The organism is Serratia nematodiphila DZ0503SBS1 (assembly GCF_000738675.1).
Classification (GTDB): domain Bacteria; phylum Pseudomonadota; class Gammaproteobacteria; order Enterobacterales; family Enterobacteriaceae; genus Serratia; species Serratia nematodiphila.
Genome location: NZ_JPUX01000001.1, coordinates 2774422 through 2789425, shown reverse-complemented (window position 1 = coordinate 2789425; position 15004 = coordinate 2774422). Strand labels below are relative to the sequence as shown.

At 56.6% G+C, this 15004-nt stretch carries 13 protein-coding genes and 1 pseudogene; 7 read left to right on the top strand and 7 right to left on the bottom strand.

Annotation, left to right across the window (positions count from 1 at the left end; translation table 11 throughout):
• Positions 1-331 precede the first annotated feature (331 nt).
• A complete protein-coding gene (locus tag JL05_RS12870) occupies positions 332-1180 on the bottom strand; it encodes a helix-turn-helix domain-containing protein (RefSeq protein ID WP_238545847.1) in 849 nt (282 codons plus the stop codon).
• Between the two features lie 697 nt (positions 1181-1877).
• Between JL05_RS12870 and JL05_RS12865 the strand changes: the two genes are divergently transcribed.
• From JL05_RS12865 to JL05_RS12855, 4 genes are all read left to right on the top strand, one after another.
• The gene (locus JL05_RS12865) at positions 1878-2765 is read left to right on the top strand and encodes a helix-turn-helix domain-containing protein (RefSeq protein ID WP_033632630.1); all 888 of its coding nucleotides are present in this window, start codon (positions 1878-1880) and stop codon (positions 2763-2765) included.
• Positions 2766-3260: 495 nt separating this feature from the next.
• Complete coding sequence (locus tag JL05_RS25380) at positions 3261-3434, top strand: hypothetical protein (protein ID WP_153303162.1); 174 nt, start codon at positions 3261-3263, stop codon at positions 3432-3434.
• Positions 3435-3891: 457 nt separating this feature from the next.
• Complete coding sequence (locus JL05_RS12860; RefSeq protein WP_050501244.1) at positions 3892-6231, top strand: membrane-bound PQQ-dependent dehydrogenase, glucose/quinate/shikimate family; 2340 nt, start codon at positions 3892-3894, stop codon at positions 6229-6231.
• 194 nt (positions 6232-6425) lie between these two features.
• Positions 6426-8066 carry a Na+/H+ antiporter gene (locus tag JL05_RS12855; RefSeq protein WP_016927100.1) on the top strand — a complete coding sequence of 547 codons (1641 nt, stop codon included), beginning with the start codon at positions 6426-6428 and terminating at the stop codon, positions 8064-8066.
• A 110-nt stretch (positions 8067-8176) separates the two neighbouring features.
• Here JL05_RS12855 and JL05_RS25745 read toward each other — a convergent pair.
• Positions 8177-8281 (bottom strand): annotated as a pseudogene (locus JL05_RS25745) (glycosyltransferase family 2 protein); the annotation flags it as partial.
• A gap of 214 nt (positions 8282-8495) precedes the next feature.
• On the opposite strand from JL05_RS25745, the gene JL05_RS12850 reads away from it, so the two are divergent.
• Positions 8496-8738, top strand: coding sequence for a hypothetical protein (locus JL05_RS12850; protein ID WP_004940831.1), 243 nt, complete (start codon positions 8496-8498; stop codon positions 8736-8738).
• 13 nt (positions 8739-8751) lie between these two features.
• Here JL05_RS12850 and JL05_RS12845 read toward each other — a convergent pair whose 3' ends face one another.
• On the bottom strand, positions 8752-9381 hold the full coding sequence (locus tag JL05_RS12845; RefSeq protein WP_033633626.1) for a serine-tRNA(Ala) deacylase AlaX: 630 nt from the start codon (positions 9379-9381) through the stop codon (positions 8752-8754).
• Between the two features lie 86 nt (positions 9382-9467).
• Between JL05_RS12845 and JL05_RS12840 the strand changes: the two genes are divergently transcribed.
• The gene (locus tag JL05_RS12840) at positions 9468-10403 is read left to right on the top strand and encodes a LysR family transcriptional regulator (RefSeq protein WP_033632629.1); all 936 of its coding nucleotides are present in this window, start codon (positions 9468-9470) and stop codon (positions 10401-10403) included.
• Here JL05_RS12840 and alkB read toward each other — a convergent pair.
• Positions 10386-11033 carry a DNA oxidative demethylase AlkB gene (gene alkB, locus JL05_RS12835; protein ID WP_016927095.1) on the bottom strand — a complete coding sequence of 216 codons (648 nt, stop codon included), beginning with the start codon at positions 11031-11033 and terminating at the stop codon, positions 10386-10388. The two genes, JL05_RS12840 and alkB, sit on opposite strands and share 18 nt — an antisense overlap.
• 139 nt (positions 11034-11172) lie before the next feature.
• Here alkB and rarD point away from each other — a divergent pair, with 139 nt between their 5' ends.
• Positions 11173-12051, top strand: coding sequence for an EamA family transporter RarD (rarD, locus tag JL05_RS12830; protein WP_033632628.1), 879 nt, complete (start codon positions 11173-11175; stop codon positions 12049-12051).
• A 1-nt stretch (position 12052) separates the two neighbouring features.
• Here the strand turns inward: rarD and dhbA are convergent, their stop codons facing one another.
• The 3 genes from dhbA to JL05_RS12815 form a co-directional block, all read right to left on the bottom strand.
• Positions 12053-12811 (bottom strand): 2,3-dihydro-2,3-dihydroxybenzoate dehydrogenase, encoded by a 759-nt coding sequence (gene dhbA / locus JL05_RS12825; RefSeq protein ID WP_031300685.1) that lies wholly within the window; start codon positions 12809-12811, stop codon positions 12053-12055.
• Between the two features lie 100 nt (positions 12812-12911).
• On the bottom strand, positions 12912-14102 hold the full coding sequence (locus JL05_RS12820; protein WP_033632627.1) for an isochorismate synthase: 1191 nt from the start codon (positions 14100-14102) through the stop codon (positions 12912-12914).
• Between the two features lie 189 nt (positions 14103-14291).
• Positions 14292-14984 (bottom strand): 4'-phosphopantetheinyl transferase family protein, encoded by a 693-nt coding sequence (locus JL05_RS12815; protein ID WP_033632626.1) that lies wholly within the window; start codon positions 14982-14984, stop codon positions 14292-14294.
• Positions 14985-15004 lie beyond the last annotated feature (20 nt).

Sequence of the window (15004 nt, the reverse complement as noted above, 5' to 3'; positions counted from 1 at the left end):
TTCATTTCATGATGCCTGCACGTCACGGCCCCCAGTCTTATGGTAAAAGAGGATGTGCGAATGCCGGGCCAATTGCTCCATGAAATAACACTTTTCGGTAAAGAAAAAAACCAAACACGCGCTATTATTTAATTGTAGTATTGTCATACCTATTGAATACCCCATGCTTACCGACCCTCGCGGTCGGTTTTTTTTCTTCCTCGCCAACCGTTCCGTTGACGGAAACAGGCTTAAGGGGGGGTGACGGGAGGGCGCCATCAAAATATCGATGGCATAACCAAAGCTTTCCGTTGTGATCAGGCAACCTTCTGCCGCGCGCGATAAACAAAGCTCATTTTATCGGGATGAAATACCACATGCTGACGTTTTCCTTTTCACCTGGGCAGTGATCGTGAATTTTAAAGATTACGCTTTGCGTGATGAAGATATCCTGGGAAGCCAACACCCCCTCATAGAGCGATAGGATGAACTCGTTTTCGCTCATCTTTTTTTCATTGCGTCTGATCGCAATGTACTTTGCCGATGCGTTGTACAGGCTACAGGTTATTGGATTCTTTACGTTTACCTTCATCTGCCCCCGGCTGATTATCGGCGAAAGCAGTTGCACGATCCTTTTTTTCTCGTAATACTCATGCAAATTCAAGTACACGATGCTGCTGGGGAAAGGCTCTTTATCGAAGCCAATAATCGGTTGATAATTGAGAAAAGGCCAATCGCGCAGAGTTCTGAATGTTCTCGGCGGGCAACCGAATTGATTTGAAAACGCACGGCTAAATGATTGCTGAGAACTAAATCCGGAAAGCAACGCGATTTCATAGATCTTCAGATCGGTACATTTCAGCAATAACGTCGCGCGGCTTAGTCTGCGCTTTCTGATATAAGTGCCTATCTTCATCCCTTCATACAAATAGAACATCCGCTGTAAATGCCCGATGGAATACCCTGACTTAATGGATAGCGCCCTTATTGATACATGGCTTTGTGTATCAATGGCTTTTTCAATGATAGCGATTATCTCATCTAAAATATTGCGTCTGAACTTGTTAGAACAATCCATAGTAAAGCCTGTCATCTTGCTATTTTTATTATTGAATGCATCTCTCTTCTTGCGGAACCAAAAGCTGTCCGACTTGCTTTCTTTCGAAGAATGGCATTCCCATATCCGTTCAAATATATCCACGCATCACATTGCAAAAAAAATCATTTCCAGGGCGAAAGATGCCGATTCACCTCTCGCACAAGATGAGATTCACAAAGAAGTCGTGTGGAAAAACGCTGATAAACCACGGACGCCAAGACAGAACAACGCTCAGCGTTTATTCTGCCTCAAAAAGCGCGGGCCACAGCCAGAAGATAAATAGCAAACGCTATTTATCGTGAAAATAAAGCATACATACGCTTCTCTGAATATCATTACCCTTGACGCCCCCCTGGATTAACCATCATTTAATTACGCAATGCCTTGCCTGCCTATTTTCCGCTTAACCACCCACTCTTAAACATAGAATAGTTAATTATTCCGATTCGAAAAGATGTTACTGTCAATAAATTGACAGCCATATAGAGTTTTTATCTATCAATGAGCAAAAATCGTTCTCCCTTCACCTTGGAACCCCAATAAAAATCAATAAAAATCAATAAATTAACAAAATCAAAAATGCCCCCCCTTCACGTTCGACTTCTTGCCATACGCGGCTATTTGGTAAATGACACTTTTAAGTACATTTTTTTTAATTTACCGCGTTAATATTGCAAGCGTTCTATACTCAGGATATTGCCTAAAAGAACGGATAAATTGGGGCTTATCGCTGAATACCGATAACGCGTTATTTTACCCAACGCAACCATTAGGCAGTTAACTAAAAGGGAGCTCCTGCATGTTTATAACCAAAGTCATTGAGGAGCTGCTCGCCTGGGTGGAAGAAAGTGGGTTCAATGAGAAGCTCACCGTTGAGATGCTGTCAGAAAAAAGCGGATATTCACGCGGGCATATCCAAAAAGCGTTTAAAGATGAAACAGGGATGACTTTCGGAAGCTATGTGAGGGGCAGAAAACTCATTCGCGCCGCATTTATGTTGAAAGCGACGAACCTCTCTATTTCCGATATCGTTAAAACGCTAAATTTTCAGTCATATCAATCATTTGAACGAGCCTTCCGCAAGCAATTCAGAACCTCGCCGATGCAGTATCGCAAAAGTAAATCGTGGGACGTGTCCTCCGCCATCCCATTGCTGTTTCTCGACGGCATTCCCGAGCATCGCTATGTGCACCTGCCAAAGTTTTTCGACGATTCAGGGGATGGCGTTGATGCAGAAATATATCACTTCCATCCTGCGGTTTCCGCGCTGCGATTGGCGGCAATTGATAACATGAAAAAAACGGATAGCGGCGTGATTAACTTTTTCAATTTTGGCGCGAGCATCAAGAAAGAGAATTACGTCAGCATCTATTTGAAGACCCTCTATATTTCTGAAGAAGACTGTCTTGGCAGCGTGCTTGCCTCCCTGGCCGACGCCCAGGGAAAAAAAGACATGCAACTTTTTGCAGAGTTCAGTTTTGACGGCGCAAGCGATGAGGCGCAAAAATTCACGCAAAGTATCTACACCAAATCATTCCCGATAAATAAAGTTGGCATGATCGATCGCTTTCTCATTGAAATCATCACCCCCAAAGGCGGCGATAGAATAGAGATGAAGACCTATATCCCCATTGTCTTCCCTATCAAGCACAGAGAGAAAGAGGTAGCGCCTGGGCCAGAGCGCTAACCTTGTCACTATCGGCGTTGCTATTTATTAAAAAGGGTAATTATTTATATTTATCAATAAAGAGTCATGATGAATTTAGGCTCAAAACCACTCATTATCCACTCGCCGCAAAGCACCAACTTTAAGACTTATCTAATTGGAAAACGCGTCAATACCTCCCTAAAGATCGCGCCAAGATGAGATTTTCTCGCCCCCACAAGGAATAACCGCTTATCCGTTAAGCGTTGACTTCGATATGACTTACGTACCAAAACATTAAATATCAATGTGTTACCCACATTTGCTTTTTGTGCGACTGATTGGTCAACTTGTTGTTTTTATTACATTTTCATTAAATACCCTGCCTGAGCGCAACCGGCATTTTTCGCTTTATCCCGCCCGCACGCTTGTAGACATCCCCAGGTAGTGACGATATTTTATTTCCACGAGACTTATTTTTACGGGTGCTATCAATATGCCTTAAACAAGAATAAAGCGCGTCAGGAAAATAGAATTATGAGTATCCAAGCATGGTCTAAAAACCTAAAAAAACACTATCCTAATGTTAATGTTGAAAAAGTCACCGTCGGCGAACGCGGGAAAGGTTATATTGTCTATGTCGATGGGGAAAGAATGGCATTGAATCATTTTTTTCGCCGCTTCTATCGACACCGGCTTGATAAAGAATGACGTTTCACCCTGAACTCAACGCAGGGTAAACCTCTACGCAACCTCGTGATTAAAAGCAGTTCCGCATTCATCATCACTCTAAATAATTAGTCCAGAGAGGCTCTTTCATTCAATGCGCTTATCACTGCTATAAAATATCGGATTGCCCAGCGCACCCACAACCGTATCTCTGCGAGACGGTTACAACCCGGTATTAAATAAAAATGTTGATGGTTATTTTTATCGCGCGCGTTCTGTCATCGCCCAATAAAAAACCCTTATCTTGGTCTGGCGACGGATCCAAGCCGCAATGGCCACTGTTGAAATGGATATCAAAACGACAACTCAATGCCCCTAAAGCGTTAAAGAATAAAAAGTCTCAAGGCGGGAAATGCCTTGCCTTTCGCGCCTGCATTTTCACGCGTTGGCAGCGATGGGATGGTGATCCAATGTGGATTTAAAAGTCAAAGGAAAACATATGATTAGAACATCGTTTGGTAAGAGAGCCGCAATAATCACGTTCTTTTGCTTGCTGGTTTTTTCTGGCGTCGCGTTAACCGTGGGGGGAATTTGGCTGATCGCCCTCGGCGGATCGTTCTACTATGCCATTACCGGGATAGGCTACATCGCCGCCGCAGTGCTGGTCCTCAAGCGCAGCAAATCGGCTTGTTACTTAACCGGCCTGCTGTTTTTGATGACGTTGTTGTGGGCGCTTTGGGAATCGGGGCTTAACTACTGGGCATTGTTCCCTCGCCTGCTGGTGCCCGCCGGCCTCTCTATTATCGCCGCGTTTTTACTTCCCTCATACCTGCACGGCGCCAAGAGTCAAAAGCAGGCTTACATCGCCGGTTCGGCATTATCCGTGGCCTTTGTCGCTTTCTTTATCGGCGCCTTCTTTCCCCATGGCGAAATTACCCCTGCTGGCGACGTGACGTTTATCGAGAGCAAAAGCGACAATGCGCCTGCCGATTGGAGCGCCTATGGCCGCACGACGGAAGGAACGCGCTACGCGCCGTTCAATCAGGTGAACCGTTCAACCGTCAAAGACCTGAAACTCGCCTGGGTTTATCGCACCGGCGATTTCCGGCCGGGCGTGGACCAAAACACCCCGCTCGCGATTGATGATGTGGTGTATAGCTGTACGCCCAACGGTCTTATCACCGCTATCGATGCCGATACGGGTAAAGCGCGCTGGAAATTTGACTCGCATTCCACCTCCCCCGTTTGGCAACGCTGCCGCGGGCTTGGCTACTACAAAAATGAAGATATTGCGCCAGGCGCGCTGTGCGAGAAAACGATCGTTCACACCACGATCGATGCCCGCCTCATTGCGCTGGATGCCAAAACGGGCCAGAAATGCCCCGCCTTCGGTCAAAACGGTGAGGTGAATCTCGGCCAGCATATGGGGGAAGTCAAACCGGGTTATTACTTCCAAACCTCGGCGCCGACCATCGCCAGAGGGAAGATTATCGTCGGCGGCTGGGTTATCGATAACGTAATGAAAGGCGAGCCCTCCGGCGTCATCAGGGCGTTCGACGCCAAAACCGGCGAGTTGGACTGGGCGTGGGACTTAGGCAACCCGGGCATCACCAAGGCTCCGCCTGCCGGAAGCACCTATACGCGCGGCACGCCGAATATGTGGACCACCGCCGCCTATGACGACAAATTAGGCTTGTTGTATGCGCCGCTTGGCAATGCAACGCCCGACTATTACGGCATGAATCGCCCGGAAAATTCGGATGCGTACAACTCTGCCCTGGTCGCCATTGATATTGAAACAGGCCGTGAGCGCTGGAAATTCCAAACCACGCATCACGACATTTGGGATTATGACCTCGCATCCCAACCCGCGCTGGTGGACGGTTTTGATGAGCAACATCGCCCGGTGCCCGCCCTTTTGCTCGGCACCAAACGCGGGCAGATTTTCTACCTGAACCGGGAGACCGGCAAACCGCTGGCGCAGGTTGAAGAGAAAGCCGTGCCGACCCAAGGCGCCGCAGAGGAAGAGCGCCTCTCGCCAACCCAGCCGCTCTCCGTCGGCATGCCGACCATTGGCGCCGAACGCCTGACCGAAGAAAAAATGTGGGGCACCACCCTGTTTGACCAGATGGCCTGCCGCATCCTGTTCAAACAGATGAATTACCAGGGCGACATGACCCCGATCGGCACCCGCCCAACGCTCGAGCAGCCCGGCAATTTAGGCGGACTCAACTGGGGGAGCATGTCGATTGATCCTGTGAACCATCTGGCTTACATGAACGATGTGCGCATCCCGAATGTGTTTTGGTTAGTGGCGCGCGACAACTATGAACGCGTCGCGAAACAGTACCCGCAAAAAGTGATCGATGGCCACGGGCCTTCTCCCATGATCGGCACGCCATACGGCATGATCACGTTGATGTGGATGTCGCCGCTCGAAGTGCCTTGCAACCAACCCCCTTACGGCACGATCACCGCCGTCGATTACAAAAACAAAAAGATTGCCTGGCAGATACCGGCCGGCACCGCCGAAAAAATGGGGCCACTGGGCATCAGATCGCATCTGCCGATGCCGGTTGGCATGCCCACCTACGCGGGCACCATGACGACCGCCGGCGGCCTGGTCTTCTTCGCCGGCTTCCAGGACTATTATCTGCGCGCCTATAACAGCAGCACCGGCAAAGAAGTCTGGAAATATGCGCTGCCGGTCGGCGCGAGCGCGACGCCGATGAGCTACGTTTCGCCTAAAACCGGCAAGCAATACATCGTTATTGTGGTCGGCGGCGCCGCGCATTCGTCAGAAACCGGCGATTACGTGATGGCGTTTGCGCTGCCTTAACCCTTTGCCCCGTTTGTCTGCGCCATCCCACAGGCAAGCGGGGCGAAGACCGGCCTTGCTCAACTGCGCTTTCTTTATCGACAGCGGCCGCCATGGCCGCTGCTTAGCCTTGGCCGACGAGCCCGCCTGAGGGGCGGCATGCAGAAAAACCGTTTGATAACGGCGAGAAAAATTAAATCCACAAAAGGTTCACGATGGAAACATTCTTCACCATATTGATCTTATTGCTCACCGTCTCGTTGTCCGGCGTCGTGACGCGCATCTTGCCCTTCCAAATCCCGCTTCCGCTGATGCAAATCATCGTTGGCGCCGTCTTGGCCTGGCCGCAGTTTGGGTTGCATATCGACTTCAATCCCGAGCTTTTCTTGATGCTGTTTATTCCCCCGCTGCTGTTCGCCGACGGTTGGAAAACGCCGGCGCAAGAGTTCATCCATTACGGCAGAGAAATCCTTTGTCTGGCCTTGGTGCTGGTGATCATCACGGTCGTCGGGGTGGGTTATCTGATTCACTTCCTGCTCCCGTCAATCCCCCTCGCCGCCGCGTTTGCCCTGGCCGCCGTTCTGTCGCCAACGGACGCCGTGGCGCTGTCCGGCATTGTCGGTAAAGGACGCATGCCCAAACCCGTGATGAGCGTGATCGAAGGGGAGGCGCTGATGAACGACGCCTCCGGGTTGGTTTCCCTCAACTTCTCCATCGCTGTCGCGCTCGGCGCGATGGCGTTTACCCTGGAGAGCGCCTTTCTGACTTTTCTGCAGGTATCGATTGGCGGGGTGCTGTGCGGCATCATTATTGTCTTTCTCTATAATCAAATGGTTAAGTTCATCCATAAATGGATGTATAACGATTCCGCCACCCAGATTATTTTCTCGCTGTTACTGCCCTTTTCCTGCTATCTGATTGCGGAAAGAATCGGCGTATCCGGCATCCTGGCCGCCGTCAGCGCCGGCATGATGATTGGCCAATCCAAAGTGAATCGCAGCATGCCGCTGGTGCGTTTACGCACCAATAATATTTGGGAAATGCTCGAGTTCGTGTTTAACGGCATGGTGTTTATTCTGCTTGGGCTGCAGCTGCCAGGCATCTTGAACTTCACCGTGGCGCAAACCGGTATCGATCATTCCATCAGCCTGGAGACGCTGCTGGCTTACGTGGTGATCATCTATTTTAGTTTGATCGCCGTGCGTTTGATTTGGCTGTGGCTGATGAAGGTCGGCAGCGCGACCCTGATGCGCAAAGATCCGCTGTTATTTTCGAAATTCAGCACGCGCGATCTGTTCGTCGCCGCCTTTGCCGGGGTGCGAGGGGCGGTGACCCTGGCGGGCGTGCTGTCAATTCCGCTGTTTTTATTGGATGGCTCGCCATTCCCGGGGCGGTATCAGCTGGTGTTTATCGCCTCGGGGGTCATCTTGCTGTCGATCGTCGTCGGCATCGTCACGCTGCCCTTCCTGTTGCGCGGCAATTTGCCGCCGGAAGAAGATCAGGAAGAGGCTTTCTCCGTTTCAGAAGCCTTGGCGAGCGCGGCGACCAAAGCCGTTAACGAAACCAAGGAAAAGCTGCTCGTCGCCCCGCCGGACGACGCCACGCCGGAGCTGATTGAAGAAACGACGCGGCGGATGCTGGACGTGCTGCAACGTAAAATTCTGACCAAAGAAGACGTTAAGAATATCGTGGCGCTGAAGCGGCTGGAAAAGCAGTTGTACTTAGCCTCGTTGCACGCGGAAAGAGAAGAGCTGTACCGGCTGCGCCGCATGAAGAAAATCAGCCATGAGAAACAGAGAAAGCTGCTGCATCGCATTGATATCACTGAGGTGCTGATCGCTGAAGACAGCGTTTAAACGAGGAGATGAAGGCGGTTCGCCCCCCGCCTTCGGCGCGCGGTTGCCGGCCCAAAGCCGCAATCGCGCACCGCAACCGAACGGGAGCTCACTCCACGCCCGCCGTTCGGCTATCTGTGGTACCACGCCTTGAAATACTTCAAAAAGCTGTAGGACACCGCGTAAACGCCGGTCACGGCCCCGACCCGGCCCGCTTTCCAGGCGCCGCTGAAAACTTAAGTATTTAGAATATTGACTGCCCTGTCATTCCCTGGATGATGGCATCGGACTACTTCATCAATTTCAATGAAATCAAATAGAAAGGTAAATTAAACACGGGCGTTCACCGCACCGGCTCACGCGCTGGCGGGCGCCGATCGCGAGAGCGGCGCTTGGCGGCGCCTTGGTTTTGTTATAACGTATCAAAAAACAAGTAAAGGGAAGACGACGATGAAAATCCAGCTGTCGCTGTTGTTTCTCAGCCTGCTGGCCGGCAAGGCCGCAGCGTTTCAGTCGAAAGTGCCCGAACCGCGCCCGGAGCAGGCGCGGGTGGCGGAACAAAACATCGAAAATCTGTTTTACGGCTTTCACGCCATGGACGCCCAGCCGGTGAGCATCGGCAGCTGCGCGGCGGTGCCGGTAGCGGGATGCCAATGCGCATTCTGCACCCAGCTGCGGCAGGCCGGGCGCTGAGCCGCCCCCTTATTCAACCCAGCTCATATTGCACGTTCAATTGCCCTTTCTTCATCTTTAGGCCGGTAATCGCGATCGCGCCCACCTCGCCCAACGCGGCGACATGGGTGCCGCCACAGCCGTAGGCGGGCAACTCGCCGAAGCCGACCTGGCGCAGGCCGTCCACCGCCTGCTGGCGGCGCGGCAGATCGGCGGCGATCAAACGCATCAGCTCCGCCTGCAAAAAGTCCACTTCTATCGTCTGCGCATCCGATCCCGGCGCGAAAGTGATGCGCCCTTCCCCCGGCCAATGATGCGCCTTGACCGGCCGCCAGCCCCGGGTTTCGCCCAACCAGCCGATCAGATGCCCAGCGGAGTGCCAGCGGGCGTGCAGCCGACGCTGCGCTTCATCGATTTGCATCGTAACCGGCCCGTTCGGCAGCGGCGCGGCGGTAAAGTGCACCACGGTATCCCCCTGCTGCTGCACCCGCAGCACGGTAACGCCGCCTAACGACCCCACATCGGAAGGCTGGCCGCCGCCCTGCGGGTGGAACAGCGTGGCGTCCAGTTCCACGGCGTAAGCGCCCGCCTCGGCCGGCGCACAGCTCAACACCCGCGCCTGGCCCTGTAAATCGTCGCTGTAGTAATAACGTCGCTCGGTCATCATTTTTTCTCCTCGGTTCGGAGAGCCATTATATTCATGCCATAATCGGAGGATAATCCGCCGCCATCACAATGGACTTTTGCGTCATGAGCACAAATCTTTCTTACGCGCTGTTGGCCGAAATGGCCGTTTTCGTTCAGGTGGTAGAGAGCGGCAGCTTTTCCGCCGCCGCCCGCAAACTGGGCGCTTCGCCTTCCGCCGTCAGCCGCAGCGTGGCGAAGCTCGAACAGGCGCTGGCGCTGCAGCTGCTGCATCGCACCACCCGCAAACTGCGGCTGAGCGAAAGCGGCGAAGAGGTGTTTGCGCACTGCCGCACCCTGCTGGCGGCGGCCGACGCGGTGATGGCGATCGGCGGGCGTGGCGCCGCGGAGCCAGAAGGACTGGTCAGCGTCAGCGTACCCAAAGCGGTGGGCCGCTTCGTGCTGCATCCGCACATGCCGGAGTTCCTGCGCCGCTACCCGAAGGTGGACGTGCGGCTGCGGCTGGAAGATCGCTACATGGATTTGATAGACGATCGGGTCGATCTGGCGCTGCGCATTACCGATCGCCCGTCGCCCGGGTTGATCGGCCGCCAGTTGATGAGAATAGACCATCTGCTGTGCGCCACGCCGCACTACCTGGCGCAGCACGGCGCGCCGCAGCACCCGCACGATCTGGCGGCGCACAGCTGCATCTATCTGGGGGAAACGCCGAGCGACGCGCAATGGAAATTCCGCCGCAGCGGCAAAACGGTGACGGTCAACGTGCGCGGCCGCTACGCCGCCAACCACACCGGCGTGCGGCTGGACGCGGTGAAACGGCATATCGGCATCGGCAGCCTGCCGTACTTTACCGCCCGCCAGGCGCTCGACGACGGCGAGATCGTGCAGGTGTTGCCGGAATGGGATTTCCTCAGCAGCTATCACGGCGGCCTGTGGTTGCTCTACGCGCCCAACCAGTATCTGCCGCCCAAACTGCGGGTGTTTATCGACTATCTCGTCGCCTGCCTGGCGCAGGAGCCGCAGCTAAAGCGCCTTGCGTAGCGTGATGTTGATGCGGTGCGGCCCCACCAGCGAGTGGTAGCCTTCCTTGACCGGCAGGATGCCGTGAAAACAGAGCCGCGATGGGCCGCCCCACACCACCACATCGCCGTGCGCCAGCGGAATGCGCCGCGCCCGGTCGCTGCGCTGCAGGCCGCCGAACTGAAACACCGCCGGCAGCCCGAGCGACACCGAGACGATCGGCGCGCCGAAGTCGTGTTCGTCTTTATCCTGATGCAGCGACAGCTTGCTGCCCGGATCGTAACGGTTCATCAGGCAGGAATCCGGCACGAAGGGGCCGAAGCCCGCCTGCTGCGCAGCTTCGTCCGCCAGCGCCATCAGGATCGGCGGAATGGCCGGCCAGCGTTTGCCGCTGCGCGCGTCGCGTTCCGAATAGCGGTAGCCCCGGCTGTCGCTGGTCCAGCCGTTGCCGCACCAGCTCATCGCCACCGACATCACGTGCCCGCCGGGGGTGGTCAAATGCCGCCACGGCACCTGGGCCACCACGCCCTGCACCGCCGCCAGCAGTGCCGGCCCGTGATCGCGCACGAAGCCGTGCATCACCACCGCGCCGGGGGCGATCTCTTCGCGCCACGGCGGCGGCAGCGCGTCTTCAAAAAGATCGATTGTCATCGCCAAAGCCTGTATGAATACACAGTACCCATTGTAACCCGCCGCCGCCGATTGTCCAGCGCCCGGCGGCGCCATTGTTGTTGGCGGCAAATTTCTCTACAGTAGCCGCCATAAAATCAATCACTCACCAGGAATGCGTGTGATTAAGGGCATCACTCTTTCAGTCGTCGCCTCCATCTTGTTCGGCGCGATGTATTACTTCACCTCTACCCTCACCCCGCTGAACGGCGAGCAGGTCTACGGCTGGCGCACGCTGCTGACGCTGCCGTTCCTGACGCTGTTCATGGCGCTGTCCGGCGATTGGCGCAAGGTGGGCGACACGCTGGCCTGGATCGGCCAACGGCCGCTGCGTCTGCTGGGCCTGCTGCTCACCTCGGCGCTGCTGGGGGTGCAGCTGTGGCTGTTCCTGTGGGCGCCGCTGCACGGCAAGGCGCTCGACGTATCGCTCGGCTATTTTCTGCTGCCGCTGACGATGGTGCTGGTGGGCCGTTTGATTTACCGCGATCGGCTGTCGCTGCTGCAAAAACTGGCGGTGGCATGCGCCATGGTGGGGGTGGGCAATGAGCTGTATCAGGCGGGTGGCGTGTCGTGGCCGACGCTGGTGGTGGCGCTGGGTTATCCGCTCTACTTTATTTTGCGGCGGCGTTTCGGCACCGACAATCTCGGCGGGCTGTGGTGCGAGCTGGCGCTGATGCTGCCGGCTGCGGCCTGGTTCGCCTTCGGCGACGGTGGCGCCGCGGCGCTGCCGATCAATACCGAGCTGTATTGGCGCATTCCGCTGCTCGGCGTCATCAGCGCCGTGGCATTGGTGTGCTACATCCTCGCCAGCCGCCTGCTGCCGTTCAGCCTGTTCGGCCTGCTGAGCTATGTGGAACCGGTGCTGCTGGTGATCGTCGCGCTGCTGCTCGGCGAGAACATCAGCCAAAGCGAATGGCCAACCTATCTGGCGATCTGGCTGGCGGTGCTGCTGCTGGCGGCGGAAGGTGCGCAACACCTGCTGCGCCGCCAGCGGGTCTGACTCAGGCGGCCAGCGTGGCGCCGCCGTCGATCACGATATCCTGCATGGTGATGTGGCTGGCCAAGTCGGAGGCCAGGAACAACACCGCGTTGGCGATCTCGTCCGGGCGGGCGATTTTACCCAGCGGGATCCCCAGTTTGAACAGCTCGGGGAAGCCGGCGATGGTGCGCTGCTGTGCATCGTCGGTCTGCCACATGCCGCGCTGCATCGGCGTGTCGGTCGAGCCCGGCGACACCAGATTGCAGCGCACACCGAACGGCGCCATCTCCAGCCCCACGCAGTGGTTCAGGCTGGTCAGCGCCGCCTTGGAGGCGCAGTAGGCCGCCATCTGCGCGCGCGGCACGTGCGCGGCGTTGGAGCCGATGCTGACGATCGCCCCGCTGCGCTGCGCCTTGAAGTGCGGCAGCACGGCGCGGAACAGGTAAAACGCCCCCGAGGCGTTGACGTTGATGCACTGGTGCCAGTCATCCACGCTCAGATCTTCAGTATTGCCCATGCGCAGAATGCCGGCGGCATTGACCAACACGTCCAGTCGCGGGTTTTCCGCCAGCTGTTGGCGGCACACCGCCTCCACCTGCTCCGGCCGGCTGATGTCCAGCGTCACGCAAGGGTAAGGCAGATCCGGGTTGGCGAACTCGCGGTCAAACCCCACCACCTCGGCGCCCTGCGTCAAAAAATGCCGGGCGATCTGCTCGCCGATGCCGCGCGCCGCGCCGGTCACCCACACGCGTTTGCCGGTGAAATCCATCTGAATGCTCATGCGCGCACCGCCATCCGGGCGCACAGCCGGGTCATGTTGTTGTTCATCGTTGTCTCCTGCGAAAAGCATGTGATGCGGCGCGCTGCGCCGCACAGTGGCCCTACAGCGCGCCGCTGTTCAGGCCGAAAGCGTTGAGCATGGTGCCCAGTTTGGCGGCGGTTTCCATCCACTCGGACTGCGGCGTCGAGGCGGCGACGATGCCCGCGCCGGCGAACAGACGCACCCGGTTGCCGCGCAGCAGGCCGCTGCGGATGACGATCGCCCACTCGCCGTCGCCGTTGGCGTCGCACCAGCCGACGATGCCGCTGAACAGGCCGCGATCGTGCGGTTCCAGATCGGCGATCAATTGGCGGGCGCTCTCGGTCGGGAAGCCGCACAGCGCCGGCGTCGGATGCAGCAGGCAGGCCAGTTGCATCACGTTGAGCGCGGGGTTCAGCAACTCGCCGCGAATGCGGGTGGACAGGTGCCACATGGTGCCGGTGCTGAGCAGCGACGGGCCGCTCGGTACGCTCAGGCTGGCGCACAGCGGCGCCAGGCGCCGACGAATGTCGTCGATCACCAGTTTGTGTTCGTATTTGTCTTTGGTCGAGCGCATCAGGCGCTCGCTGCCGAGGCGATCCTGCCGCGCATCGTCCTGACGGCGCGCCGACCCCGCCAGCGGATTGGTGTGGATTTCGCCGCCCTGCTTGCGGATCAGCAGCTCCGGGCTGGCGCCGAGCAGCACGCCGCCATCGGCCAGCGGCAGGGAGAAGTGGTATCCGGTCGGGTTCTGCACCATCAGGTTATTGAGGATTTGGTGACCCGCCACCGGCTGCTCCAGCTCGATGTCGAGGATGCGCGACAGCACCGCCTTGTCCAGCTTGCCTTGTTTGAAGCGGCTGACCGCTTCCGCCACCGCGTGCTTGAAGCGCGGCTCGTCCGGAATGCTGGTGCAGGCGGCCAGGCGATGCGGCTGTTGCAGCATCGGGCGCGCGGCGCGGGTAAAGCTGTCGTTGGCGACAAACTGGCAGTTTTCAGGCACGTACAGGCTGGAAGGCCGGCGCGTATCGAACGGAATGGCGCCCACCACCACCGGTGCCGCCTGGCCGGCGGCTTTGGCGCGCGCCAACGCCTGGCGGATATGCTGCGCCAGCGCGCTGTCTTCCTGCTCGCCGCCGAACGCCGGCGTCTCAATGCGCTCGAACACGCCGCTGGCGGAGAGGGAACGGAATTCGGACCGGTACAAAAAGGTCGATTGTTCGGCGTACGCAAACCCGGGGAAGGTTTGGTTTTCTGTCGTCAGTGTCGCCACAAGACCACTCCTTTGTTGCGCCTCACCAATGATAATGTTTATGCGAATAGTTATCATTAGCTGTAAAGGGATGGTAAATTACACCGGTTCCCCACCGTGGGTCAATCTCCGATGAATGAATCTTTCCGCCCGCTGCGTCAAATCTGCGTTACGGCACGAAAATAAATAACACATTGTTATTATTGGATTTTAGCAAAAAATAAAGGTCGTGACGTCGTCACCTTCACGCCAAAAATGCCCGCTGAACCGGCGCCCGGCGGGGCAATGCGGCGTCAATGTCTTAAGCAGCTCTAATACGAACGTCTGCCGCTGCACATCCACGGCCGTCATGCGCGCATCAAGAAAATCGAAGTAACAACGCACCTGCGGATACAGCGCCTTAAACAGGCTCTCTTTGGCGGAAAACGTCAGCGTCAGCAGCGCGTTGAACGGCAGCGTTTCGCCCAGCAACGCCTCGCGCTCCGCCGGTGAAACGATCGCGCTCCACAGCTCCTCAGCTCGCTCCACGGACAGCAACGTCTCCACGTCCAGCCCAACGCCGCCCAGCCCGCTCTCGCGATGCACGGCGCATAGCGCGGTATGCGAATTATGGCTCAGCGCCCCGGCGATGCCCGGCGGCCACTGCGGCGCGCGATCTTCGCCGCGCGCCAGGGTGAAGTCGGCGAAACCGAGTGGCGCCAACAGCTGGCGCGCCAGAACACGCCCGGCCAGATACTCCGCACGGCGTTTCGGCACCGCGCGCGCCAGATGGTCCGGCAGCGCAAAGCCCGCCTCAGAAAAACTGTCGTCGCGGTAATCCGCCAGCGCAAACTGGCAGCGCGCCACCTGGCCCGGATAGCCGTCCGGCGTGAAAAATTCGATATTGCGGATAAAAGTGGGCAACGGCGGTATCCATGATAAGC